The organism is Acinetobacter sp. ANC 4973, assembly GCF_002135275.1.
Lineage (GTDB): Bacteria > Pseudomonadota > Gammaproteobacteria > Pseudomonadales > Moraxellaceae > Acinetobacter > Acinetobacter kyonggiensis.
In genome coordinates this window covers 23,449-47,503 of sequence record NZ_NEGM01000007.1, presented here as the reverse complement: position 1 = coordinate 47,503, position 24,055 = coordinate 23,449, and the positions used below count along the sequence as shown (strand labels likewise).

21 protein-coding genes are annotated in these 24,055 nt (G+C 39.3%); 10 read left to right on the top strand and 11 right to left on the bottom strand.

Annotated features, from left to right (window positions below):
• Positions 1-5: 5 nt before the first annotated feature.
• The 3 genes from B9T30_RS10405 to B9T30_RS10395 all read left to right on the top strand — a co-directional run bounded on the left by B9T30_RS10405 (position 6) and on the right by B9T30_RS10395 (position 3,776).
• Positions 6-1,103, top strand: coding sequence for an ABC transporter permease (locus B9T30_RS10405; RefSeq protein WP_086185015.1), 1,098 nt, complete (start codon positions 6-8; stop codon positions 1,101-1,103).
• Positions 1,104-1,373: 270 nt separating this feature from the next.
• The gene (gene gltP, locus B9T30_RS10400; RefSeq protein WP_086184919.1) at positions 1,374-2,693 is read left to right on the top strand and encodes a glutamate/aspartate:proton symporter GltP; all 1,320 of its coding nucleotides are present in this window, start codon (positions 1,374-1,376) and stop codon (positions 2,691-2,693) included.
• Positions 2,694-2,852: 159 nt separating this feature from the next.
• Positions 2,853-3,776 carry a hypothetical protein gene (locus tag B9T30_RS10395; protein ID WP_086184918.1) on the top strand — a complete coding sequence of 308 codons (924 nt, stop codon included), beginning with the start codon at positions 2,853-2,855 and terminating at the stop codon, positions 3,774-3,776.
• A gap of 40 nt (positions 3,777-3,816) precedes the next feature.
• On the opposite strand, the gene gyrA is transcribed toward B9T30_RS10395, so the two are convergent.
• The 5 genes from gyrA to B9T30_RS10370 form a co-directional block, all read right to left on the bottom strand.
• Positions 3,817-6,825 carry a DNA gyrase subunit A gene (gyrA, locus tag B9T30_RS10390; RefSeq protein WP_086184917.1) on the bottom strand — a complete coding sequence of 1,003 codons (3,009 nt, stop codon included), beginning with the start codon at positions 6,823-6,825 and terminating at the stop codon, positions 3,817-3,819.
• A gap of 303 nt (positions 6,826-7,128) precedes the next feature.
• The gene (locus B9T30_RS10385; RefSeq protein ID WP_086184916.1) at positions 7,129-7,644 is read right to left on the bottom strand and encodes a DinB family protein; all 516 of its coding nucleotides are present in this window, start codon (positions 7,642-7,644) and stop codon (positions 7,129-7,131) included.
• Positions 7,645-7,731: 87 nt separating this feature from the next.
• Positions 7,732-8,664: an FAD-binding protein gene (locus B9T30_RS10380; protein ID WP_086184915.1), complete on the bottom strand. Its 933-nt coding sequence runs from the start codon at positions 8,662-8,664 to the stop codon at positions 7,732-7,734.
• Between the two features lie 17 nt (positions 8,665-8,681).
• Positions 8,682-9,431 carry an electron transfer flavoprotein subunit beta/FixA family protein gene (locus B9T30_RS10375; protein WP_086184914.1) on the bottom strand — a complete coding sequence of 250 codons (750 nt, stop codon included), beginning with the start codon at positions 9,429-9,431 and terminating at the stop codon, positions 8,682-8,684.
• A 511-nt stretch (positions 9,432-9,942) separates the two neighbouring features.
• Positions 9,943-10,548, bottom strand: a complete 606-nt coding sequence (locus tag B9T30_RS10370) for a LysE family translocator (RefSeq protein WP_086184913.1) — start codon at positions 10,546-10,548, stop codon at positions 9,943-9,945.
• Between the two features lie 115 nt (positions 10,549-10,663).
• Here B9T30_RS10370 and B9T30_RS10365 point away from each other — a divergent pair, with 115 nt between their 5' ends.
• Together B9T30_RS10365 and B9T30_RS10360 are read left to right on the top strand one after the other, a co-directional pair.
• Positions 10,664-11,158: an Lrp/AsnC family transcriptional regulator gene (locus B9T30_RS10365; RefSeq protein ID WP_086184912.1), complete on the top strand. Its 495-nt coding sequence runs from the start codon at positions 10,664-10,666 to the stop codon at positions 11,156-11,158.
• 6 nt (positions 11,159-11,164) lie between these two features.
• On the top strand, positions 11,165-11,776 hold the full coding sequence (locus B9T30_RS10360) for a GNAT family N-acetyltransferase (RefSeq protein WP_086184911.1): 612 nt from the start codon (positions 11,165-11,167) through the stop codon (positions 11,774-11,776).
• On the opposite strand, the gene B9T30_RS10355 is transcribed toward B9T30_RS10360, so the two are convergent.
• The gene (locus tag B9T30_RS10355; protein WP_413772569.1) at positions 11,703-12,071 is read right to left on the bottom strand and encodes a hypothetical protein; all 369 of its coding nucleotides are present in this window, start codon (positions 12,069-12,071) and stop codon (positions 11,703-11,705) included. The two genes, B9T30_RS10360 and B9T30_RS10355, sit on opposite strands and share 74 nt — an antisense overlap.
• 441 nt (positions 12,072-12,512) lie before the next feature.
• Between B9T30_RS10355 and B9T30_RS10350 the strand changes: the two genes are divergently transcribed.
• Complete coding sequence (locus tag B9T30_RS10350) at positions 12,513-14,066, top strand: FAD-dependent oxidoreductase (RefSeq protein ID WP_086184909.1); 1,554 nt, start codon at positions 12,513-12,515, stop codon at positions 14,064-14,066.
• 2 nt (positions 14,067-14,068) lie between these two features.
• Here the strand turns inward: B9T30_RS10350 and B9T30_RS10345 are convergent, their stop codons facing one another.
• The 5 genes from B9T30_RS10345 to B9T30_RS10325 form a co-directional block, all read right to left on the bottom strand.
• Positions 14,069-14,989, bottom strand: coding sequence for a tyrosine recombinase XerC (locus B9T30_RS10345; protein ID WP_086184908.1), 921 nt, complete (start codon positions 14,987-14,989; stop codon positions 14,069-14,071).
• Between the two features lie 201 nt (positions 14,990-15,190).
• On the bottom strand, positions 15,191-16,036 hold the full coding sequence (dapF, locus tag B9T30_RS10340; protein WP_086184907.1) for a diaminopimelate epimerase: 846 nt from the start codon (positions 16,034-16,036) through the stop codon (positions 15,191-15,193).
• Between the two features lie 13 nt (positions 16,037-16,049).
• Entirely contained in the window at positions 16,050-17,294 is a 1,245-nt protein-coding gene (gene lysA, locus B9T30_RS10335; RefSeq protein WP_086184906.1) for a diaminopimelate decarboxylase, read from the bottom strand.
• Between the two features lie 24 nt (positions 17,295-17,318).
• Positions 17,319-17,549 (bottom strand): LPS translocon maturation chaperone LptM, encoded by a 231-nt coding sequence (lptM, locus tag B9T30_RS10330; RefSeq protein ID WP_086184905.1) that lies wholly within the window; start codon positions 17,547-17,549, stop codon positions 17,319-17,321.
• A gap of 133 nt (positions 17,550-17,682) precedes the next feature.
• Positions 17,683-19,086 (bottom strand): amino acid permease, encoded by a 1,404-nt coding sequence (locus B9T30_RS10325; RefSeq protein WP_086184904.1) that lies wholly within the window; start codon positions 19,084-19,086, stop codon positions 17,683-17,685.
• 415 nt (positions 19,087-19,501) lie between these two features.
• Here B9T30_RS10325 and B9T30_RS10320 point away from each other — a divergent pair, with 415 nt between their 5' ends.
• From B9T30_RS10320 to B9T30_RS10305, 4 genes are all read left to right on the top strand, one after another.
• Positions 19,502-20,857, top strand: coding sequence for an alanine/glycine:cation symporter family protein (locus B9T30_RS10320; protein ID WP_086185014.1), 1,356 nt, complete (start codon positions 19,502-19,504; stop codon positions 20,855-20,857).
• Positions 20,858-20,988: 131 nt separating this feature from the next.
• A complete protein-coding gene (gene radA, locus B9T30_RS10315) occupies positions 20,989-22,380 on the top strand; it encodes a DNA repair protein RadA (protein ID WP_074947446.1) in 1,392 nt (463 codons plus the stop codon).
• 111 nt (positions 22,381-22,491) lie between these two features.
• A complete protein-coding gene (locus B9T30_RS10310; RefSeq protein ID WP_086184903.1) occupies positions 22,492-23,466 on the top strand; it encodes a Tim44 domain-containing protein in 975 nt (324 codons plus the stop codon).
• A gap of 234 nt (positions 23,467-23,700) precedes the next feature.
• A complete protein-coding gene (locus tag B9T30_RS10305) occupies positions 23,701-24,054 on the top strand; it encodes a hypothetical protein (protein ID WP_086184902.1) in 354 nt (117 codons plus the stop codon).
• Position 24,055: the final 1 nt, after the last annotated feature.

The window sequence follows — 24,055 nt, the reverse complement described above, 5'->3', positions numbered from 1 at the left end:
ATAGCATGAAAGAATTCCTTCATTTTTACTTCAAAACTTTTAAAGATATTGCCCGTAATAGCTCAATCTTTACCACCTTGGTTTTATCAGTATTTTTATATAGTTTTTTCTATCCTACTGCCTATAAAGCCCAGCATGCAGAATCTTTGCCTATTGTGATTGTGGATGAAGAACAAAGTATGCTGACTTCCAACATTATTACTGAGGTTTCAAAAAGCCCAAATGTAAAAATTAAAGCTGTCACAGGCAATTTTGCTGAAGCGCAAATGATGATCAAAACCCAGCAAGCTGACGGTATTTTATTATTGCCTGACAATTTATCCAATAGTGTTCATCGTGGTGAGGTTGGTGGTGTTGGCTTATATTTAAGTGCTGCTTATTTTCTCAAGACCAAACAAATTGGCTTGGGCATAGCCAGCGCAATTGAACAAGCAATTGCTGAACAGACCGAAAAATTTGGCCATATTTCACATTTCAGCCCTGCACTTTCGATTCATCAAGTCCCTTTATTTAATACGCTATCTGGTTATGGCAGTTATGTTTTCCCTGCAATTGCCCCGTTAATTATTCATCAAACCATTGTTTTAGGCTTAAGTATGCTCATTGCAGGCTATAGGCAATCCAAGTGGCAACCTAAAAAAACTGAATTTTTCGGACTATTCTGCGCCATTTTAACCATTGGTTGCTTAGGCTGTTTTTATTTATTCGGTTTTACTTTCTGGCTTTATGATTATCCACATGGTGGAAATTTTTGGGGCATGCTTTTGGCGGTGCCGATCTTTATCAGTTGCGTGATTGGGCTAACAATGGTTATTGCTTCATTTTTTGATATGCCAGAACGCGCAGGACACGTCATTGTGTTTACCTCCATTCCGCTATTTTTACTCTCAGGCACAGCATGGCCACATGCAGCCATGCCTGAATGGATGCAATACCTAGGCAACGCACTGCCATCTACCCAAGGCATTCAAATGTTTATTCAACTCAATCAAATGGGTGTACCAACGGATCTGGTCATTCCAAAAATGATTTATTTGGCAACTGTTGGAGCTATATTATTGGTTTTAGGATATTTCCGATTGACACAAAACAATAAAAAATAATGTTCTAATGAGAGACATCATAATATTAATAAATAAAACTTAACAAATAGATCGGATATCCAACAAAAACTGGAATATTTTTGATCAATTGAACAAGTATTGCATAGAAAACGTTAGATTCTATGCATTTATCAATGCAGAATAGCGTTTTTTCCGTACTCCCAGAATATATCTATTATTCACTCCCATGCTCCCATTAACATGTCGTTATGAAGTCGACAGTTTTATTGCAGCTTTTTTTCACTAAATATCTGATTTTAAGGGATTAACATGAAGAAAATTAAGATTAGCCTTGCATGGCAAATCGTAATTGCACTCATTTTAGGTGTGCTTGTAGGCTCTTTTTTACACTACTCTCCCGAATACCGTGAAGTTTTAATTAATAATTTACTTAGCCCATTGGGTGCAATTTTTATTAATTTAATTAAGATGATCGTTATTCCACTTGTTGTTTCAATGCTGATTTTAGGTATTGCCAATACAAGTCACGGTCAAAATTTAGGTAAACTTGGTTTCAAAACCATTGTTTATTTTGAAGTCATTACAACCATTGCCATTATTGTTGGTCTTGTTGCTGCCAATGTATTCCAGCCAGGTGCTGGCATTGATATGTCGAGTTTAACGCAAACCGATATCTCTAAATACCAAGCAACAACACAGGAAGTGAGTAGCCATGCTCACGGTCTGGTTAATACCATTTTATCTTTAATTCCTTCCAATATTTTTGGAGCACTGACCGATGGGCACATGTTGCCGATCATCTTCTTCTCAGTGATCTTTGGTGTTGGTTTAGGATCGTTAGCTAAAGAAACCAAACAGCCTTTAATTAATGTGTTACAGGCAGTTTCTGAAACCATGTTCAAAGTGACGCATATGATCATGCTCTTTGCACCTTTCGGTGTATTTGGTCTGATTGCGGCAACAGTTGCAAACTTTGGCTTTAGTTCTCTACTTCCATTAGTGAAGTTGGCACTTTTAGTCTATGGCGCTATTTTCTTCTTCACCTTTATCATTTTGGGTGCAGTTGCTAAATTCTGTGGTTTCAGCATCTGGGCACTTATTAAAATTCTAAAAGATGAACTAATTCTGGCGTATTCAACTGCGAGTTCAGAAACGGTTTTACCGCGTATTATGGAAAAGATGGAAGCCTATGGCGCACCAAAATCCATTACCAGTTTTGTCATTCCAATTGGTTATTCATTTAACTTAGATGGCTCTACGCTTTATCAAAGTATTGCCGCTATTTTTATTGCGCAGCTTTATGGTATTGATTTAAGTCTGACCCAACAAATTATTTTAGTATTAACTTTAATGATTACTTCTAAAGGTATTGCTGGTGTTCCGGGCGTGTCTTTTGTGGTGTTGTTAGCAACATTGGGTAGTGTCGGTATTCCGCTTGAAGGTCTTGCATTTATTGCAGGTATTGACCGTATTTTAGATATGGCACGTACTGCATTGAATGTCATTGGTAACTCGTTGGCTGTTCTTGTAATTAGTAAATGGGAAGGCCAATTCGATACTGAAAAACAAAAGAATTATGCTGTTGTAATGCAAAAAAATCATGAGATTAAAATGCAGGATGCTGCGTAATTCATGAAATTAAAAAAGGAAGCTTCGGCTTCCTTTTTTATTAACAAAATAAAAAAAATTAAGCAGCACAAAATGACATGTTCATAAAACATACTCTCTTAATTAATTACATTTGATGGTATTTTAATCAGATTTATTTAATTTAAGAGTATATTACTAATGACAACATTTCTTGAAAATTTCAATATCCCTATTGGTTCTGTAGACATTGACTTTTTTAATCCAATACTTGAAAAGGATACTCCTTTTTATATTGATAGTTATTACTTAACTTGGTCTCCGAATAAATATGTCCAAACAGCACTAGAAACCCAAAAGGTTTTTATGACTGAATTAATGGAAGCACTTAAAAATAAAGATGAAAACAAAGCTATTGAATTATGTTCTCATTTCCCTGAACCTAAATTTACAGGGTTAGGAGTATCAAAAGATAGTGTGAACGGTAGAGGCTCTAAGGACATCAAAGTTGATAAAATTTTAACTTGCCTTAAATCATCTAAAGCTGCTCAATCTGGACTATTAGAAGATCTCGAAGAGCTTATTCTTGTTACTGAAAATATTGGTGCAGATACTATTTCAGATATTACAACCAATATTTGTTTAAAGCATTTCGCAGATTACACTAAAGAGCAATGTCTAAAATTAGGTATCCAAACCTCAGAAACTCAAAAATCCTTTGGCTATTTTTGTTTAATTGATAAGAAATGGAAAAAAATTAAATTAGATTTACCTCATGTACCTTGGGGTAAAGATAAAATCGTAGGTCCTGTAATACTCATTCCCTTACAGATTCTAGATAAAATGATCAGTTATAATTCTAATTATCTTTTTACGAATATTGCTACTCCCTTATATAAACAGGAAGCAATAAAAAAATATCCCTCCGCTTCTTTTATTTACTCACTAAAAAGTAATGGGGAGAAACGCGTAAGAGTTAAAGATTTACGTAAACAATATCCTGAGTATCGTGGCGGCAAGAATAAAATGGATGAACTTATCGCTGATAATCCAAAACTTCTCAAAGAATATAAAGAGAAAGTCGCAAAATCACGATATCTCAAACGTAAAGGAAATGATTCATAAAAAAAGGACGCTTACGCGTCCTTTTTATCACCGTCAAAACTTACTCTTCTTCAGATTCATTTAAATCTGATTCATTGCCAGTTTCATCAGCAATCATTTCGTCATCAATTAGAATTTCAGAATCAATCAAAGCTTCAGAAGTCGTTACTGCTTCATCTTCAACCGCTGCTACAAATTCTTCTTCTTCAACTGCTTCGACAGCAACAACACCCACAAGCACTTCATCTTGACCTAAACGGATCAAACGAACACCTTGCGCATTACGACCAGTTTGTGCAACTTCAGAAGCACGAGTACGCACTAAAGTACCGCCATCAGAAATCAACATCAACTCTTTAGATGCATCAATCGCAACCGCACCGACAAGCTCGCCATTACGTTCTGAAGTCTTAAGTGCAATAACACCCTTACCACCACGTTTTTTGGTTGGGAAATCACCGACTGGTGTACGTTTACCGTAACCATATGCAGAAGCACACAGTACTTCACCTGTTTCAGGTACTACGACCAACGATACAATACGACTGACTAAAACTGAATCCGAGCCATCTTCATCATCAGACTCTACATCAGTATCTTCGGTATCTTCAACTTGTGCTGCACCAATCGTGACACGCATACCGCGTACACCTTTAGCAGAACGACCCATTGAACGTACATCAGTTTCAGCAAAACGAATCGCCTTACCTTCATTGGAGAACAACATAATCTGCTGTTCACCATCGGTAATCGCGACACCAATTAAGGTATCTTCTTCATTTAACTCAATCGCACGTAAACCATTTGAACGAACATTACTAAATTGTTCAAGCTCAACGCGTTTAATCGTACCGAACTCAGTCGCCATAAACACATAAAAGTTTTTACGAACAGCTTCAGCTTGCTGTGCAAAGTCAGCAATAATTTCATCATCTAAATCAGTGGTAGAAAGTTCTACCCCTAATTGTTTTAATTGAACACGTAAAGCATCAGATAAATCATCTGCACCATCTTCAAGTTCAGCTAAAGCAGCTTCAAGTTCAACAAAATGACCATTAATCACTTCATTTTCTTGCAGTTTAGCTTTATTGGCTTTTACAAATACTTGGAACGCAACCAAACGATCTTTAAATTTCTTCGGTGCATCAATCACAGGCAAAATTGCTGTAATGGTCTCATTGGCATCCAATGGCAACAAGTTCACCATTGGGCGACCTTTTGCACCACGTGATGCTTGTGGCACGTCATAGACTTTCAAACGGTACACTTTACCGACATTGGTAAAGCAAAGAACCGTTGCATGATTCGATGTCACAATCAGATGTTGAATGTAATCATCTGCTTTCATGGATGTTGCAGACTTACCACGACCACCACGACGCTGCGCAGCATAGTCAGATAATGGTTGTGTTTTTGCATAACCTGTTTTCGAAACGGTCAGTACCATTTGTTCTTCAGGAATTAAATCTTCACGTGAGAAATCAATGCGTGACTCAACAATCGCAGTTTTACGTGCATCGCCATATTGTTGCAAAATCAATGCGAGTTCTTCACGAATCACATTCATCAACAAATTAAAGTCATTTAAAATGGCAGTGAGTTCAGCAATTTGACCCAAAATTTCAGAATATTCTGCGTGTAACTTGTCTTGTTCAAGACCCGTTAAACGGTGTAAACGTAATTCTAAAATTGCACCCACTTGCGCAGGTGAAAGACGGTAAATACCACCATCAAAACCATAAGGTTTAGACAGATCTTCACCATCAATAATTTCTGGACGTACAGAAACTGAACCTGCTTTTTCCAGTAATGCAACCACGCCACCCGCAGCCCACTCGCCTACTTGTAAACGCTCACGCGCTTCAGCTGGGTTAGCAGAACTTTTAATGGTTTCAATAATCGCATCGATATTGGCTAAAGCAACTGTTAAGCCTTCCAAGATATGACCACGTTCACGCGCTTTACGCAGTTCAAACATGGTACGACGGGTCACTACTTCTTGACGGTGACGAATAAATGCCGCGATGATATCTTTTAAATTCATCAACTTCGGCTGACCATTGTCTAGGCAAACCATGTTGATACTGAACGAATTTTCAAGCTGAGTATTTTGGAACAGGTTATTAACAATGACTTCTGCGTTTTCGCCACGCTTTAAGTCAATTGCAATACGCATGCCGTCTTTATCAGACTCATCACGTAGTTCTGAAATACCTTCAAGTTTTTTCTCTTTGACCAATTCAGCAATACGCTCAATGGTTCTTGCTTTATTGACTTGATACGGAATTTCAGTGAATACAATGGTGGTACGACCATTCTTCGGATCTTCTTCGAAGTGATACTTACCACGAATATGTAAACGGCCTTTACCCGTACGATAGGCATCCACAATACCGGATTTACCGTAAATGATACCGCCTGTAGGGAAGTCAGGCCCTGAGATATACTGCATTAACCCTTCAATGCTGATATTTGGATTATCTGCATAAGCCAAGCAAGCATTGACCACTTCGGTCATGTTGTGCGGCGCCATATTGGTCGCCATACCCACAGCAATACCCGTTACGCCATTGATCAATAAATTTGGAATACGGGTCGGCATGACTTGCGGTATACGCTCAGAACCGTCGTAGTTATCTTCCCATTCGACTGTATCTTTTTCTAAATCAGCCAACATTTCATGAGTCAATTTACGCATACGGACTTCGGTATAACGCATTGCTGCTGCACTATCACCGTCGACAGAACCAAAGTTACCTTGACCATCGACCAATTGATAACGCAAGCTAAAATCTTGAGCCATACGTACAATGGTTTCATAAACAGCAGAATCACCATGTGGGTGATATTTACCGATCACGTCACCGACTACACGCGCAGATTTTTTATAGGCTTTGTTGTAGTCATTGCCCAATTCGTGCATAGCGAACAGCACACGACGATGAACAGGCTTTAAACCGTCTCTCACGTCTGGTAATGCACGAGATACAATAACACTCATGGCATAATCGAGATATGAGCTTTTAAGTTCATCCTCAATGGCAATCGGTCTAATTTCCGATACGCTCATGCATACTCCTTATTACAAACAGTACAGTATTGAACCGCTCGTTTTATATAATCAATCTTGCAAAAATTAACCCAAAATAAGCTGAGCTAAAGTCTAAATACAGCCGTAAATTATAGCATAAAAGGCTTACTAACAGGGAGTTTAGTAATCTGAAAAATAGTATTTTTTTACAATAAAAAGTTTATTAGAATTAATAAGTTAAAAATCTAAATTTCTACTTTTTGACGAACAGAATAAACGCTTATTTTTTAATCTAAAATAACGCCATTTCCAATAAAAAAAGTCAACGTAAATTCAAAACCATCATCTATACAAATGAGCATTTTCTCTTTGGAAAAAAATTAAATCCAACTCTAACGACTTACCTGTCAGTTGAAAAAGCATGCTATGCATCTGTCCTCGATGATGAGTTTGATGATTAAATAGATGCGCTAATATCTCGATTAATGGTTCAGTATAAGCCTGACTACGACGAATATAGGTGATAAGCCCGTTAAAGGCAGCTTCATCATATTCATTGAGAAAGCCAATTAAACGCTGATCATGCTCAAATCTCGCAGGAATCAACGACATGATCTGGGGGTAAAGAATCTCATCTAAGGCATAATTTGAGGCCACTACACCCTTAATACGTTCAAACCAGAGTAAATCGCCTACCAGTAGATGATTTGCCATTTGCATAGGGGATTTAAAATAGGCTCCGCAATCTTGATTTAGTTGTTCTTCTGTTAGCGTGGTTAAAATAGAAAATAACTTCTGGTTTGCCCACTGATTATAATGAGCTAACATAAGAAAATAGGTTTTAAAACGATAACTCATCTACAACCCCTTCGTTTATTTGTTGTTATTTTTTAACATAAAAAACGCCCCTTTCGGAGCGTTTTTATTCAAACACAAGTTCAGAAATTAGATTTTAGAAACCAATTCTGGAACCACAGTGTTCAAATCACCCACTAACCAGTAATCCGCTACTGCGTTAATTGGTGCTTCTTCATCTTTGTTGATCGCAACGATCACTTTAGAATCTTTCATACCTGCCAAATGCTGAATCGCACCTGAAATACCCACAGCAATATAAAGGTCAGGTGCAACAATTTTACCTGTTTGACCCACTTGCATGTCATTTGGTACAAAACCAGCGTCAACCGCAGCACGTGATGCACCTTGAGCCGCACCCAGTTTGTCCGCCAATGGATCTAGTACAGTGTGATAGTTCTCACCTGAACCCACACCACGACCACCAGAAACCACAATACGCGCAGCTGTTAATTCTGGACGTTCAGATTTCACAATCTCTTCAGAAACAAACTTAGAAATGCCTGCATCTTGTACGTCGCTTACAGCTTCAACAGCAGCTGAACCGCCTGTTGTAGCTACAGGATCAAATGCAGTACCACGTACAGTTGCAACGACAATGGCTTCTGAAGATTCTACAGTTGCAATCGCATTACCTGCATAAATTGGACGTTTGAAAGTTTTAGGGCTTTCAACAGCAATGATGTCAGAGATCATGCTGACGTCTAACAGTGCAGCCGCACGTGGAAGGATGTTCTTACCAGTTGTTGTAGAAGTCGCAAGGATATGTGAATAACCCTTGCCTAACTCAGCAACTAAAGCAGCTACATTTTCAGCCAATTGGTTGGCATAAGCCGCGTTGTCAGCAAGTAATACTTTGCTTACACCCGCAACTTGAGCCGCTTGCTCAGCAACAGCCTGAGCGCCTGAACCCGCAACCAATACAGTGATATCACCACCGATTTTTTGAGCTGCCGCAACAACGTTTAAAGTCGCACCGTTAAGTGTCTTATTGTCGTGCTCAGCGATAACTAAAATACTCATGATTTTATCCTTCTGTATTAGATCACTTTCGCTTCGTTTTTCAATTTTTCTACAAGCTCATCCACAGATTTCACTTGTACGCCAGCTTTACGCTCTGCTGGTGGTTCAACTTTAACTGTTTTAAGTTTAGTTGTCGCTGAAACGCCATAATCCGCAGGTGACTTCACATCAAGCGGTTTTTTACGCGCTTTCATGATGTTTGGAAGCGCAGCATAACGTGGCTCATTCAAACGTAAGTCAGTGGTGATAATTGCAGGAGTATTCAATTCAACCGTTTGTAAACCACCGTCTACTTCACGCGTCACTTGAACTTTGTCACCAGTAACATTCACAACAGAAGCAAATGTACCTTGACCAGCACCCAGTAAAGCACCCAACATCTGACCAACTTGATTAGAGTCATCATCAATCGCTTGCTTACCCAGAAGGATCAATTCTGGTTTTTCTTGTTCTACAATGCCTTTTAAGATTTTAGCCACTTCAAGTGCACCAATCTCATCCGTCGTTTCAACCAAGATACCGCGGTCAGCACCAAGTGCCATAGAAGAACGAATTTGTTCTTGCGCTTCTTTAGGACCAATAGAAACCACAACGATTTCCGAAACTGTTCCTTTTTCTTTTAAGCGAACCGCTTCTTCCACTGCGATTTCACAGAATGGGTTGATCGACATCTTAACGTTAGTAAGGTCTACCCCACTATTGTCTGGTTTTACGCGAACTTTGACGTTGGCATCAACCACACGTTTTACAGCAACAAGAGCCTTCATGTAATCCTCGGCTGTTTTAGCAAAAGTAAAATTGAGAAAAGTTATAATAACTCTTCAGTTAAAATTTTTAGGTGCCCTATCTTGCAATGCGTATGGCATTTCGGTCAAGTCACAATTATCGAAACAGCCGTAAAAATACGTCAAATTCCTTGAACTAGGCGTTCATGTTTTTTTAATTTTTTTTATCCAGCTGAATTCTATCAATATTGAGTTAATTTTTAAGCATTGATTTTTATTATTTTTTATTTGATTAGGCTCATCAAAGGTTCTGATTTGATCCTTATTTTGGATTATTTTTGGGTTTAATCAACTTACCCTTCTTGCACAAATGTATAAGTTACGTCCTGTCATTTAAGACAGATTGATCTCATTACTGTGTTGTATTTGTCGTAAAACGGGTCACTTCTTTAAGTTAAACATGTCACAAATGACGTTTAATTTATAAATCCAACACGACATAAAGTGCTGCATAAAAAAAGCATGCCATTTAGACATGCTTTTCATCGTACGATTATTGAATAATGAGCCAAGTTGCAGCAAGCATTAATAAGCCACCTGAACCACCATCAATCCATTTTTGTTTACGTTCATCAATCTGTGTTTTTTGGCTAATTTTGGCAAAAATCACACTTAAACCACCGTACACTACAAAACATAAGCCAATAAAGATAAAAGAAAGGATTAAGCCCTGACTGATTGTATTGCCTGTTTTATCGATAAATTGCGGTAAAATGGCAAAGTAAATCAACATGCCTTTTGGATTTAATAAAGCAGTAAAGAAGCCTTTTTGAATCGGTTTGGCTGTATTTTTCTTTTCAATGGCTAATTTCTGCGTGTTAAAAACAGATTTAATTAAACTCAAAGCCAAAAATAAAAGGTAAGCGATCCCTAACCAGCGAATGCTTTCAAACAGAATGGGAAAGGACACAATAATTGCTGCAATACCTAAAGCCACCAAAACAGAATGGACTAAATATCCTAAACATACCCCAACAGTCGCCATCATACCGGCTTTCACATCTTTACCCATCACTTGCGACAAGATAAACAACATATCTGGCCCAGGTGTAAAAATAAGCGGGATTACCGTTAAGGCGAAGAGTAAAAATACTGACATTTCCTTTTTCCCTTTCTATATTTTGAAAGTGGAAATAAGTATCGAATAAATGTCACGAAATAGGGTTTCAAAATATTCTATAATTAGAATTATTTTTCGAATTATATTCTAATTTATGAAACCATTATCTAAATCTATTTCAGTAAAACTTGATCGTATAGATAAAAATATCATTCGTGAATTGCAAATCAATGGCCGTATGCAAAATAATGATTTGGCTCGTGAAATTGGACTATCACCATCCTCTTGTTTACGACGGGTGAAATTACTTGAAGAATCAGGTGTTATTCAAAGCTATACCACCATTGTTGATCCGCAAAAAATTGGTTTACAACTGATTTTATTTTCACGTATTTGGTTGGTTGGGCAAGATGCCGAAACGATTGATTGCTTTATTGAGGCGATGAAAGAGCTGCCTCAAGTGATGGAGTGTTATATTATTTTAGGTGAATCTGATGCCATGCTGAAAGTTGTGGTTCCAGATTTAGAAAGCTATCGTAAATTTCAGTCTGCACATTTAACCAAAAAAAATGGCATTACCAGTGTGAAAACGGATTTACCCAGTCAAATTATTAAACAAAGTTTTCAGCTTCCACTAGACGATCTTTAGGACATTATGTTGAATCAACAGCTTGAGACATCGCGTTTAATTTTAAGGTCATGGAAAAATTCCGATCTCAAGCCCTTTTATGCGCTAAATTCCAATGCCGAAGTGATGCGCTATTTTCCAAGTTGCCTCACACAACCACAGAGTGATGCCTTAGCAAAAAAGTTTCAAAGCATAATCGACATTCAAGGTTGGGGTTTTTGGGCAGTAGAGTTAAAACAAACGGGTGAGTTTATCGGTTTCATTGGTTTACATCAGCAACCTAATCAATTTACATTTTCACCCTGTACCGAAATCGGCTGGCGACTTGAGCAAAAATTTTGGGGCAAGGGTTTTGCAACCGAAGCCGCGATTGCTTGCTTAGATTTTGCTTTTGATTCACTTCATTTAAATGAAGTGGTTGCATTTACTGCACAACAAAACAGTAAATCCCAAGCCCTAATGCAACGCCTAGGAATGCAATTTCAACACCATTTTAATCATCCTGCATTAGAGCATCGTAGCCCACTACAAAGACATGTGCTTTATCAAATAAATGCAGCTCAATTTAAACCAGCTGGTTTTCTAAAAAATCACGATGAATGTGACTTAAATCAATCAGCTCATACGCCTGAAGATTAAATATTTTCCAGATTTCTAAAAAGTCTTCTTTTAAATCAACATTAATCATGATAATCGGACGTTCTTGCCATTGTAGGTCTGAAATCCAAAGATAAGTTTCTTTACTCTCCGAATTAACTGCTTGCACCTTACCTTCGGCATTAATGCCTTGCACATGCGTATTTTCAGGTAAAGAGGGTTCGATATTTGGCAAACTAATTTCCACAAAATGTTTGACCTGTCTTAAACCATAACCTGCAAAAATTTCTTTTTGTGCTTCGGTTAATTGTGCATATTTTTGTTCAATATTTTTCATTTCCGTTACCCTCCATCTACGCATTCATCATTTTCAATTCGCTATATTATTTTTATTCTACAAAAATAAAATACGACCATCCTATAATAAAGCAACTTTTTTCACTGCGCCCAACCTCAAGTACATTTTCTATTTTCATTTTAAAGAATATGCAGATATTGTTCCAATCTTATGAATCGCAATAAAAAACATACAAACTAACCTACATATTTTATAACAATTGACAGTTTTGAGGTTTTTTTCATCAACCACAAAACAAAAAACTCTACAATTTTGCTGCAAATATGTCCACATGAAAGGATTATGCTAAAAAATTCTTCAAAAACCTAACCACAAAATAAAGCGCCCTTTCAGATCAAACATTGAACAATGTTCACCTACTCACGTTCAAGAATCACTTTATAGGAGTCATTTTTCAGGAATCACTTTATAGGAGATCATATGAAAAATAATGTTCTGATTGTTGGTGCAGGGCCAACGGGTTTAATCCTTGCACTTTGGCTCAGTAAACAAGGGATTCCTGTCCGAATTATTGATAAAAATGCAGAACCCAGTCAAAGCTCACGGGCGCTGGGTATTCATGCACGCACGCTCGAATTATATCAACAGATGGATTTGGCAGAGGAAGTCATTCAAGCGGGTTATCCGAATGTACAGCTCAATTTATGGGCATTGGGAAAAAAACGTGGTGTTTTGAAATTAATCGAACAAGGCAAAACACTCACGCCCTATCCTTTTATTTTAATCTATCCACAAGATCAACATGAACGACTGCTGATCCGACATTTAGAAAAATTGGGGGTGCATGTTGAACGCTCCAGCGAACTGATTAGTTTCAGCCATCATTCAGACCATATTTGTGCAGAAATTCGTAGCCCACAGGGTTTAGAGCACTATTCTGCCCGTTTTTTGGGTGCCTGTGATGGCGGAAAATCACCTATACGACATCAATTAGGGCTGAAATTTTCTGGTGGAACGTATTCAAAACTTTTCTATGTTGCGGATGTCAACGTACAAGGAACTGCTGTCGATGGTGGTGTGCATATTTCTTTAGATCGAGAGGATTTTGTTTTATTGTTTTCTTATGGGCAACTCGGACAAGCACGCCTGATTGGGCTAATTCGTGAGGATCGTATTCAAGCTGGGCAAAACTTAAGCTTTGATGATGTCGCACATACCGCTATTCAAGACCTAGGTCTAACCATCGAAAAGGTCAACTGGTTTTCGACCTATCGCGTGCATCATCGTATTGTTTCAGACTATCGCATCGGCAATGTTTTTCTGCTGGGTGATGCAGCACATTTGCATAGCCCAGCAGGTGCTCAAGGGATGAATACGGGTATTGGTGATGCCATCAATCTGGCTTGGAAATTAGCCGCAGTTATCAAAGGTCAAGCCTCGAAACAACTGTTAGAAAGCTATCAAATTGAACGGCGGGCATTTGCTGAAAAACTGGTAAAAAGCACAGATCGAATCTTTAGTATAATCACCGCAGAAGGTGCTTTAGCTGCTGAAATTAGAACCAAAATTGCTCCCTATCTATTGCCTAAAATTTACAACAATGCGCCACTGAGTCATTTCATTTTTCGTATCATTTCACAGCTTGGCATCCATTATCGGCACAGTCCACTCAGCCAAGGCAAAACTGGTAAAATTCATGCAGGTGATCGGTTGCCTTGGATTCAACAAGCACAAAGCAATAATTTTGAAACTTTAAAACAAATGCTTTGGCAGATTCATGTCTATGGCACAGCACAGTCAGAACTACAAACATGGTGCCATCAGCACAATTTGCCTTTATCCGAATTTGTTTGGGATGCGAACTGCAAAAAGGTCGGTTTACTCGAAAATGCGGTTTATCTCATTCGTCCTGATACCTATATCGCCTTGATAGATGCACAAGCCAACATCGACACTTTGGAACAATATTTTCAAAAAATACAGATGCAATATCCAGAAAAAATAGAAGCGAACAACAAAAATATGCTTGGATAAAATTAAGATTTTTGTGCCCGTGGATGTGCTTGATCATACACCTTCGCCAACTGCTCAAAATCGACATGGGTATAAATTTGCGTGGTGGTTAAATTACTATGCCCTAACATTTCTTGCACTGCGCGTAAATCACCACTATTCGACAACATATGACTGGCAAAACAGTGCCTTAACAAATGTGGATGTAAATCGATATTTACCCCTGCACGTTGCGCTTGAAATTTCACCCGATTTTCAATTTGTCGTGCACCCAACGGATTGCCTTTTTGGGTAATAAATACATTGGCCTCAGGCACAAAATCACCATTCCAAAGGGGATAAACTTGTAACCATTGCATGACTGCATCTTTGGCTTTTGAACCAAAAGGCACCACACGTGTTTTATTACCTTTACCGATAATACGTAAAAGAAGTCGATTAAAATCAATATCTTTAATACGTAGCCCTTGTACTTCTGCCAAGCGTAAACCACTGGAATACAACAATTCTAAAATGGCTTTATCACGCAGCCACATTTGTTGCTGTACTTCACTTTCAGGTTTGGGCTGATCTAAAATTTGGTTAATCGTTTCAATATCCACCATACCCGGCAAAGGTCTAGGCTGGCGTTTTAACTGAAAATCATCGGCTGGATTAAAAGCCAAATATTGCCCCTGCTCTGCCCATTTCATAAACTGCCGAATCGAAGATAATAAGCGTTGTAAACTACTGGAGCTGAGTTGTTGCCGTTCTACTTTTTGAGCTAAAAATTCACGTAAATCTGTAGATTCTACATTCATTAAACTGAGTTTTTTCACTGCACAAAAATTTAAAAAATCGGAAACATCACGATCATACGCTTGTAGTGTATGTTTGGATTGATTTTGAATTTCTCGTTCTTTAAGCCACATCACCAATAAATCCGCTGGAGAATAGTTCTGCATTTCAGACTCAATCACATTTTTTTCTCACTGTATTTAATCGGTTTTTATTCAAAATTCAATCGTAAATAGAGAATTTATGCTGCAACTTTTTCATGCTATCGGCTCCATTCTAACTTACCTAAGTAATCATGCTATCAACTAGATGCTCAAATAAAAAAGCACCATCATGATGACAGTGCTTTTTAATCAAACCATGCATTTTTATGCTTGGTAATAACTCAAATCGATACGACCTTCATAGACATTTGCTGTTGGACCCGTCATCCAAACCACATCGCCTTCACGCCATTCAATTTGCAATTTACCACCAGCCAGTTCAATTTCCACAGCATTACCTAGTAGACCACGGCGCATACCTGAAATTGCAGCTGCGCAAGCACCTGTACCACACGCTAAAGTTTCACCTACACCACGCTCAAATACACGTAAGCGCGCATGTGTTTCATCCATAATTTGCATAAAGCCCGCATTGACACGTTGCGGAAAGCGTTCATGTGACTCAACTTGTGGCCCCATTCCTGCAACATCAGCAGTCAACACATCAGGAACAATTGTCACTGCATGCGGATTACCCATATTCACCACATCAATGATAATACTTTCATCATTGGCCAAATCTAAGCTATATAGGTTTTCAGGCTCATCAGCAAGGAATGGAATTTGGTTCGGTAAGAATTTTGGATAGCCCATATTGACGCGAACCCAACCATTTTGACCCAGTTCAGGTTCAACAATCCCCGCTTTGGTTTGTACTTTAATTTTGGTTTTGGTGGTCAATTTGCGCTCATGCACAAAGCGTGTAAAACAACGAACGCCATTCCCACACTGTTCAACTTCAGAACCATCCGCATTAAAAATACGATATTTAAAATCGACATTGGGTAAATCGGGTGGTTCAACAATCAGTAATTGGTCAAAACCAATCCCGAAATGACGGTCAGCTAAACGCTGAATGGTCATAGTATCTAGGTAAGCACGCTGGCTGATTAGATCAACCACCATAAAGTCATTGCCTAGACCATGCATTTTAGTAAATTCTAAAAACATCTTGAATGACTCCTTAAGGCAATAAGCGTTCTTTATCCCATAAAGATTCTATGGTTTCACGTTCACGAATTAAATGCGCTTGATCACCATCGACCATCACTTCAGCCGCACGACCACGACTGTTATAATTTGAACTCATTACAAAACCGTATGCACCTGCACCCAATACGGCAAGGACATCATTTTCTTGAAGCGCTAACTGGCGTTCTTTACCCAAAAAATCGCCCGTTTCACAAATCGCGCCCACCACATCCCATTCTTTTGCTTCAACATCTGTACGTGGTGTAACTTCTTGAATATCCATCCATGCTTCATATAAAGCTGGACGAATCAAGTCATTCATTGCCGCATCAATAATGGCAAAATTACGATGATTGGTCGGTTTGAGTAAATCTACTTTGGTGAGCAATACACCTGCATTGGCAGAAATACTACGTCCCGGTTCCATATACACTTTTAAGCCCAATTTTTCTAAAGCAGGCTTCAGTGCATTGGCATATTCAGTAACGGTTGGTGGCACTTCATCTTTATAGGTCACGCCTAAACCACCACCGATGTCGATGTGTTTAAGATGAATACCCAGCTCTTTCAATTTTTCAATCATCATGATCACACGATCAAGTGCATCGACAAAAGGCTGAGTTTCAGTGAGTTGCGAACCAATATGACAGTCAATGCCAATCACATCTAGATTCGATAATGAAGCTGCATATTGATAGGTTTCAAATACGCTGTCAGATGGAATACCAAATTTATTTTCTTTTAAACCCGTCGAAATGTATGGATGTGTTTTCGCATCGACATCTGGATTGACACGTAAAGAAACAGGTGCTTTTTGCCCCAATTCAGCCGCAACTTTTTGAATGCGATCCAGCTCTGCATACGACTCAACATTAAAGCAAGCAATGCCCACTTCTAAAGCTTTTTTAATGTCTGCTTCTGATTTACCTAGACCAGAGAATACGATTTTAGAAGCATCCCCACCCGCTTTCAATACACGAGCAAGCTCACCGCCAGTCACAATATCAAAACCAGCACCTTGCTTGGCCAATACATTCAATACCGCAATATTTGAGTTTGACTTTACCGCAAAACAAATTTGATGATCGATAAAGCTAAATGCACGATCCATATCGAGATAATGCTTTTCAAAAGTGGCTTTTGAATAAACATAAAGTGGCGTGCCAAATTGCTGCGCAAGTTGTTGCAATGAACATTGCTCTGCGTGCAAAACCCCATTAATGCGGGTAAAACTCATGAATGTATCCTTTCTATGAAAGCGTTAAGGTGTAGAAGGCTGATTAGACTCAGTATTCGGTGTTTCAAGCTCTTTCTGTTCAGATTGTTGATTCTGTTCAGACTGCTTTTTGGAATCGACATTGGGATATAACAAATACTTGGAACGCTTGTCGTAATTCTGATCATTCGGTAACTGTAAAGCTCCAGATTGACCACAACCGACCAAGGCAAAACCTGTCGCCAATAAACTGATGTAGCAAATGACAAGACGCATCTGACCACCTATCCTATGTTTTCAAAGAAGTATAACTCGATCACAGCCGTGACCAAAGTGCTAAACGCTAGAGATTATCGTGTGTTAAAAAAAAACGCCAGTTTCAAACTGGCGTTTTTCACCAACAAAGGGCTTATTTATGTTTCGGTTTATAGAAACCAAAGTAACCAACAATCAAGATAATGAACCAAATTGGACTCACCATCAGGGCTTTCATGGTATCGGCTTCTAATGACAACACGTAAATCATGCCAATAAAGAAGACAATGACCACCCAACAGGTAAATAATCCACCCGGTAATTTAAAGGTTGATTTCGCATGAAGTTCTGGACGCGTTTTATAGTAAACAATATAACTCCAGATAATCATCAACCATACACAGATGAACAAAATGGTTGAAAGTGTGGTGGCCAAAGTAAAGGCTTCAACAGTATTCGGTACAAAGTACTGAAGTGCAGCACCTAACAACAAACATACCGCAGAGAAATACAAGGCATTGGCAGGAACAGCACGCTTATTTAAATGTCCAAATGCTTTAGGTCCTTGTTCTTCACGAGATAAACCAAACAACATCCGACTGGTTGAAAATACACCACTATTCATGGATGACATCACTGAAGATAACACCACCAAATTCATGATGATTGCAGCTGCGGCAATACCTGCTTGACTAAACAAGTTTACAAAAGGACTAACGGTTGGATCAATTTTATTCCATGGTGTCACGGACATAACAATCACCAATGCCAACACATAGAAAATAATGATACGCACTGGAATCGAGTTCACGGCTTTTGGTAAGTTACGTTCAGGATCTTTGGTTTCAGCCGCAGTTGTACCCACAAGTTCCACGCCCACAAAAGCAAAAATTGCAATTTGGAAACCTGCAAGGAAGCCTGTCGCACCTGTTGGGAAAATACCACCATGTGACCATAAATGCGTAAACGAGGCAACCTCACCTGCTGTCGAGGTAAAACCAGTAAAGATCATCCATAAGCCGACACCAATCAGCACGACAATGGCAATAATCTTAATTAATGCAAACCAGAACTCGAGTTCACCGAACAGTTTTACAGTCACAAGGTTTAAACCGATGATGAAAACAATCGCGGCAATACTGATCATGACTCCTTCTGCTGGGCTAAAGGGCATTCCATTATTAAAGAACTGTAAGTAATAAATAATCGCAGAAAGATCGGCAATCCCTATCGTGATCCAGCACAACCAATAGGTCCAGCCGACAAAATAGCCTGCCCACGGTCCAATTAAATCGGTACAAAAATCAATAAAAGATTTGTACTGTAAGTTAGATAGCAATAATTCGCCAAGCGCACGCATGACAAAAAACACCATAAAACCAATAATCATATAAATAATTAAAATTGAAGGACCCGCTAGGCTGATGGTTTTACCCGAACCCATGAACAATCCCGTACCAATTGCCCCACCGATTGCAATCAATTGCAAATGTCGATTAGACAAACTTCGTTGCAGTTCACCATTTTCAGCGGTCGAACTTGTATTTTGATGTGACATTATTTCATTCATCTTCGACGTCTATCGCAACAAATTAACGTAAAAAATACAGAAAACAATAAAAAACTGTGCACTATCTATATTTTCTAATTAAGTAAGAAAGTTAATTTATTTTTCTTATATAGGAAAATGATGAAAAATTGATTTAAAAATAAACATAAATAATTCATTTTAAATGCTTGTAAAAGTGCTGAACTTTAGCTAAAAAATAAATAACAATAAAACAAAATGCTTTCATAACAAATCCAGCAGCAAGTAACAAAAATTAAAACCTTTTCAACCCTAATGAATAAATGTCTTAGTCGCGTTATAACAAATGATCAGGAAGGTCCCCAATATGGCACACCACTTGCTTAAGCATTGATAAATCTAAATAAGCCATTCACGAAACTCTAGACGAAAAGAAGAAGCTATGATGCAAAACTTACAATCGATAATGGAAACACTCAGCGGATGGGTCTGGGGTCCGTACATGTTGGTACTGATTGTCGGTACTGGTGTATTTCTCACATTCCGTCTCATGTTCTGGCAATTTCGTATGCTGCCACTGGCCTTTAAACAGGTTTTTGGTAAGCATCCTCAAGCTAAATCCCATGCAGGAGATATTTCACATTTTGCCTCGCTCATGACAGCACTCTCCGCCACTATTGGTACAGGTAACATTGCGGGTGTGGCAACAGCATGCGTTCTAGGTGGCCCCGGTGCCGTCTTTTGGATGTGGATGACGGCTTTATTTGGTATGGCAACCAAATATGGTGAAGGTGTACTGGCCGTCAAATATCGTGTTAAAAATGAAAATGGGATGATGTCTGGTGGTCCCATGTATTACATCGAACATGGCTTAAAATGGAAATGGCTGGCTCTGATTTTTGCATTCTTTGGCACCGTGGCTTCTTTTGGTATTGGTAGTTCAGTACAGTCCAATACTGTTGCGCTTGCCGTGCAAAACAGCATGGGTATTGAAACGTGGGTTACAGGCATCATCATTACTGTTTTCTCTGCCTTGGTGATTTTAGGCGGGATTAAATCCATTGCTAAAGCAGCAACTGTAATTGTTCCTGTCATGGCGGTGGGCTATGTTGCTGGTGGTTTAATCATTATTCTTAACCACCTTGAGTTGGTTGTACCTGCACTGGAATTGATCTTTAAAGATGCATTTACGGGCGAAGCGGTTGCAGGTGGTGCAATTGGTGCTGTGATTCGTTACGGGGTCGCACGTGGTGTCTTCTCTAACGAAGCCGGTATGGGTTCGGCACCGATTGCAGCAGCAGCGGCAAAAACAGATCATCCAGCACGTCAGGGTTTGGTTTCAATGACAGGAACTTTTATTGACACCATTATTGTTTGTAGTATTACCGGTATTGTCTTGGTGATGGGTTTCATCATGGCAGGCAACACCTTTGGAAATGAAACAGGTGCTGTACTCACGACGCGTGTCTTTGATCAACTCTTACCGGGTGTTGGCGGTTGGGTGGTAACAATCGGTATTATTTTCTTCGCCTACTCAACTATTTTAGGTTGGTGTTATTACGGTGAAAAATGTTGTACTTATATTTTCGGAGAAAAGTACGTACTCATCTATCGTCTTATTTATATTGCGACAGTATTTATTGGCACCGTCGCCACGCTAGACTTGGTTTGGCTTTTTGCCGACACCTTCAATGGCTTAATGGCTGTTCCAAACTTAATTGCACTCTTATTGCTCTCTACAGTGATTGCGAAAGAGTCGAAAGATTTCATTGCAAAACGTAAGTCAGGCGAATTGTATTAATTTCAAAAGTTCATCAAGCCACCTTGAAGGTGGCTTTTTTATGGACTCAAATTCTAGCAAGCATTCAATTCAGTAAAATTCATCTGTATGCTGTTATCAGATTATTCATTTTCAGCATTTAAAAATAAGATATGGCAAAAGCAAAAAGTGTTTACCGTTGTGAGCAATGCGGTGCTGATCATCCCAAATGGTCAGGTCAATGTTCGGAATGTGGCGAATGGAATAGCTTAACGGAAGTCCGTGTAGAGCCTGCCGTCACTCATCGTGCCCAACCGAAAATGGGCGGTGGTTATGCAGGTCAAGTCGCCAACATTACCACCTTAAATAAAATTTCAGTTTCACATGAAACCCGCTTAGCGACAGGCATTGCTGAATTTGACCGTGTTTTAGGCGGTGGCTTGGTGACGGGTTCTGTGGTGTTGATTGGTGGTGATCCCGGTATTGGTAAATCAACCATTTTGTTACAAACTGCCACACACATGGCATCGGCACAAAGTTCAGCGCTGTATGTCACCGGTGAGGAATCACTTTCACAAGTGGCGTTACGTGCCCATCGTTTAGAGTTACCGACAGACCATCTTCAAGTCATGGCGGAAACCTGTGTGGAACGAATTTGTGAAGTTTTAGCGCAAGTCCGTCCAGCAGTGGCCATTCTAGATTCGATTCAAACGCTGTATACCGAAACACTGCAATCTGCTCCCGGTGGAGTTTCACAGATTCGTGAATCTGCCGCACTGTTGACCCGTTTTGCTAAAAATAGTGGCACCTCACTGTTTCTGGTGGGGCATGTAACCAAAGAAGGTGCTCTCGCTGGGCCGCGTGTTCTAGAACATATGGTCGATTGTGTGCTGTATTTTGAAGGTCAATCTGACTCACGGTATCGAATGATTCGTGCCGTCAAAAACCGTTTTGGTGCAGTCAATGAGTTAGGCGTGTTTGGTATGACCGATAAAGGCTTACGAGAGGTTGCCAATCCATCTGCGATTTTCTTAAGTCGTTATGATGAAGCCATTCCCGGTTCTATTGTCATGATTAGCCGTGAAGGCACACGTCCACTCTTGGTTGAAGTACAAGCTTTGGTGGACGATGCACATGGACAACCCCGCCGTGTTGCCTTGGGTTTAGAACAAAACCGACTCAATATGCTGCTTGCCGTCATGCACCGTCACGGTGGCGTACAAACTTCAGGGCAAGACGTTTATGTCAATGTCGTCGGTGGTTTAAAAATTACCGAGACAGGTTCTGACCTTGCGGTGTTACTGGCCTGTGCTTCAAGTTTGCGCGGCAAAGCCTTACCACAACAACTGGCTGTATTTGGTGAAGTGGGACTCTCTGGTGAAATTCGTCCTGTGCCAAATGGTCAAGAGCGATTAAAGGAAGCCATCAAACATGGTTTCAAATATATTATTTTACCCAGAGGTAATGCTCCTCAAAAACCCATTGCAAATGTACAAATCATTTCAGTGGCACGTTTACATGAAGCATTAACCGAAGCCATGAACTTAACAGAAGAATTGGCTTAAGCTTAGACAGATGAAAGATTATGTAAAAAAAACACCAATTTAATATTGAAATTCGGTGTAAATGACTGCATAACTGTGTGGCTATAATTTATTTTTATTTAGGAAAAAACGATGGAAGTTCGACAGCGTAGTTTGATGGCAGGTATTTTAATGGCGGCTTTGGTGGTTGCACCAATGGCTGAAGCAAAACGTGCAGGTGGTGGTAAAAGCCATGGCATGAGTCGTTCTGCTGCTCCAAGCCAATCTTACCAACAGCCACGTCAAGCTACTCCTGCCCCACAACCAACAACAGCACCTACTCAACAAAAATCAGGTTCTGGCGTAGGTAAAATGGTTGCTGCTGGTGTTGCTGGTGCTGCAATTGGTGCAGTTGCAGCCAATGCAATGGCGGATGATAAACCTGCTGCAAGCAGTGCTGATGCGACTACACAGCAAGAAGAAGAAAAAGGTGGTCTTCCGAGCTGGATCTGGATTCTTCTTGCAGCAGCAGGCGCATTTTTCTTGTTCCGTAAATTCGGAGCAAAAAAAAAACTAGCCGCCAATAACCCATACGCACCAAACAATGCTGGAAATACAGCACCGTTTGGTCAACAAACCGCAGCACCACGTACTTCAAATGACAACAGCAATATTTTTGGTCAATCTGTAGGTGGTTCTGCGGGCGCAGCAACTCATGCTCCTTTTGGAAGCGCTTCGACCAGCAATGGCAATCAATTACCAGATGGTACTGAACCTGCTGCATTCTTACGTGTTGCTCGTCAACGCTTTAACCATATTCAATCTATGAACACAGCAAGCAATATTGCTGAAATTCAACGTTATTTAACACCTGATCTTTATCAGTCTATGTATAACGACATTATGGCAAACCAAGACCAAGACGTTGCTGAATTCTCTAACCTCAATGCAATGGTGACAGATTCTGCAAATGAAAATGGTCAATATGTGGTGAGTGTACGTTTCACGGGTACTGTAAGTGAAGACTTAAACAGCTTACCGCAATCTTTTGCAGAAATTTGGCATTTCACTAAACCTGCTGGTTCTAACCAAGATTGGTTGGTTGCAGGTATCCAACAAGAAGCTTAAGCTCTTTTGGACTAAACACAGCGACTTCGGTCGCTGTTTTTGCTTAACAACTGCAAAAATCTATCACCAATTCCGTTTACCATTTCTTGCCACATCATCCCTTCTAAAATAAATAATGCGATAAAGAAATATTATTTAATCGTGCATTTTATTAAATCAATCATTTTAAACATTAATAATAATTGTTATCATTTTCATTATAAACAATCACGCTTCGTAATAATTGAATTTAAAATGATGAATAGTTCCCAACTTGATGCTTTGGCAACAAATCACCTTGCCACTTCAGCAGCTAAAAAAACGCAGCAAAAGTCTTTATTACTCGCTTACCGTTTTATGATTTTCTATCGTTTTATGCTAGCGCTGATAGGCGGTTATGTTCTGGCGAGTTTAAGTGCGATGGTTATTGCACAATACTTTGCTGAATCTCGGGGTAGTGCTGCAATGAGTGCGACTCTCGTTGCTTTTACACTTTGGGCATGTGCATTTATCTGGGTTTTTATGGTCAACAAGACACTAAAAGCCAGTCTAGGTATTGTTCTCCCAAGTCTCTTCTTATTTGTTATTTATCAGTTTTTAGGAAACTAAT

Excerpts from the sequence above, each read along its gene's own strand:
- B9T30_RS10405 (WP_086185015.1), top strand. The coding sequence starts at position 6 with ATGAAAGAATTCCTTCATTTTTACTTCAAAACTTTTAAAGATATTGCC.
- gltP (WP_086184919.1), top strand. The coding sequence starts at position 1,374 with ATGAAGAAAATTAAGATTAGCCTTGCATGGCAAATCGTAATTGCACTC.
- B9T30_RS10395 (WP_086184918.1), top strand. The coding sequence starts at position 2,853 with ATGACAACATTTCTTGAAAATTTCAATATCCCTATTGGTTCTGTAGAC.
- gyrA (WP_086184917.1), bottom strand. The coding sequence starts at position 6,825 with ATGAGCGTATCGGAAATTAGACCGATTGCCATTGAGGATGAACTTAAA.
- B9T30_RS10385 (WP_086184916.1), bottom strand. The coding sequence starts at position 7,644 with ATGAGTTATCGTTTTAAAACCTATTTTCTTATGTTAGCTCATTATAAT.
- B9T30_RS10380 (WP_086184915.1), bottom strand. The coding sequence starts at position 8,664 with ATGAGTATTTTAGTTATCGCTGAGCACGACAATAAGACACTTAACGGT.
- B9T30_RS10375 (WP_086184914.1), bottom strand. The coding sequence starts at position 9,431 with ATGAAGGCTCTTGTTGCTGTAAAACGTGTGGTTGATGCCAACGTCAAA.
- B9T30_RS10370 (WP_086184913.1), bottom strand. The coding sequence starts at position 10,548 with ATGTCAGTATTTTTACTCTTCGCCTTAACGGTAATCCCGCTTATTTTT.
- B9T30_RS10365 (WP_086184912.1), top strand. The coding sequence starts at position 10,664 with ATGAAACCATTATCTAAATCTATTTCAGTAAAACTTGATCGTATAGAT.
- B9T30_RS10360 (WP_086184911.1), top strand. The coding sequence starts at position 11,165 with ATGTTGAATCAACAGCTTGAGACATCGCGTTTAATTTTAAGGTCATGG.
- B9T30_RS10355 (WP_413772569.1), bottom strand. The coding sequence starts at position 12,071 with ATGAAAAATATTGAACAAAAATATGCACAATTAACCGAAGCACAAAAA.
- B9T30_RS10350 (WP_086184909.1), top strand. The coding sequence starts at position 12,513 with ATGAAAAATAATGTTCTGATTGTTGGTGCAGGGCCAACGGGTTTAATC.
- B9T30_RS10345 (WP_086184908.1), bottom strand. The coding sequence starts at position 14,989 with ATGCAGAACTATTCTCCAGCGGATTTATTGGTGATGTGGCTTAAAGAA.
- dapF (WP_086184907.1), bottom strand. The coding sequence starts at position 16,036 with ATGTTTTTAGAATTTACTAAAATGCATGGTCTAGGCAATGACTTTATG.
- lysA (WP_086184906.1), bottom strand. The coding sequence starts at position 17,294 with ATGAGTTTTACCCGCATTAATGGGGTTTTGCACGCAGAGCAATGTTCA.
- lptM (WP_086184905.1), bottom strand. The coding sequence starts at position 17,549 with ATGCGTCTTGTCATTTGCTACATCAGTTTATTGGCGACAGGTTTTGCC.
- B9T30_RS10325 (WP_086184904.1), bottom strand. The coding sequence starts at position 19,086 with ATGTCACATCAAAATACAAGTTCGACCGCTGAAAATGGTGAACTGCAA.
- B9T30_RS10320 (WP_086185014.1), top strand. The coding sequence starts at position 19,502 with ATGCAAAACTTACAATCGATAATGGAAACACTCAGCGGATGGGTCTGG.
- radA (WP_074947446.1), top strand. The coding sequence starts at position 20,989 with ATGGCAAAAGCAAAAAGTGTTTACCGTTGTGAGCAATGCGGTGCTGAT.
- B9T30_RS10310 (WP_086184903.1), top strand. The coding sequence starts at position 22,492 with ATGGAAGTTCGACAGCGTAGTTTGATGGCAGGTATTTTAATGGCGGCT.
- B9T30_RS10305 (WP_086184902.1), top strand. The coding sequence starts at position 23,701 with ATGATGAATAGTTCCCAACTTGATGCTTTGGCAACAAATCACCTTGCC.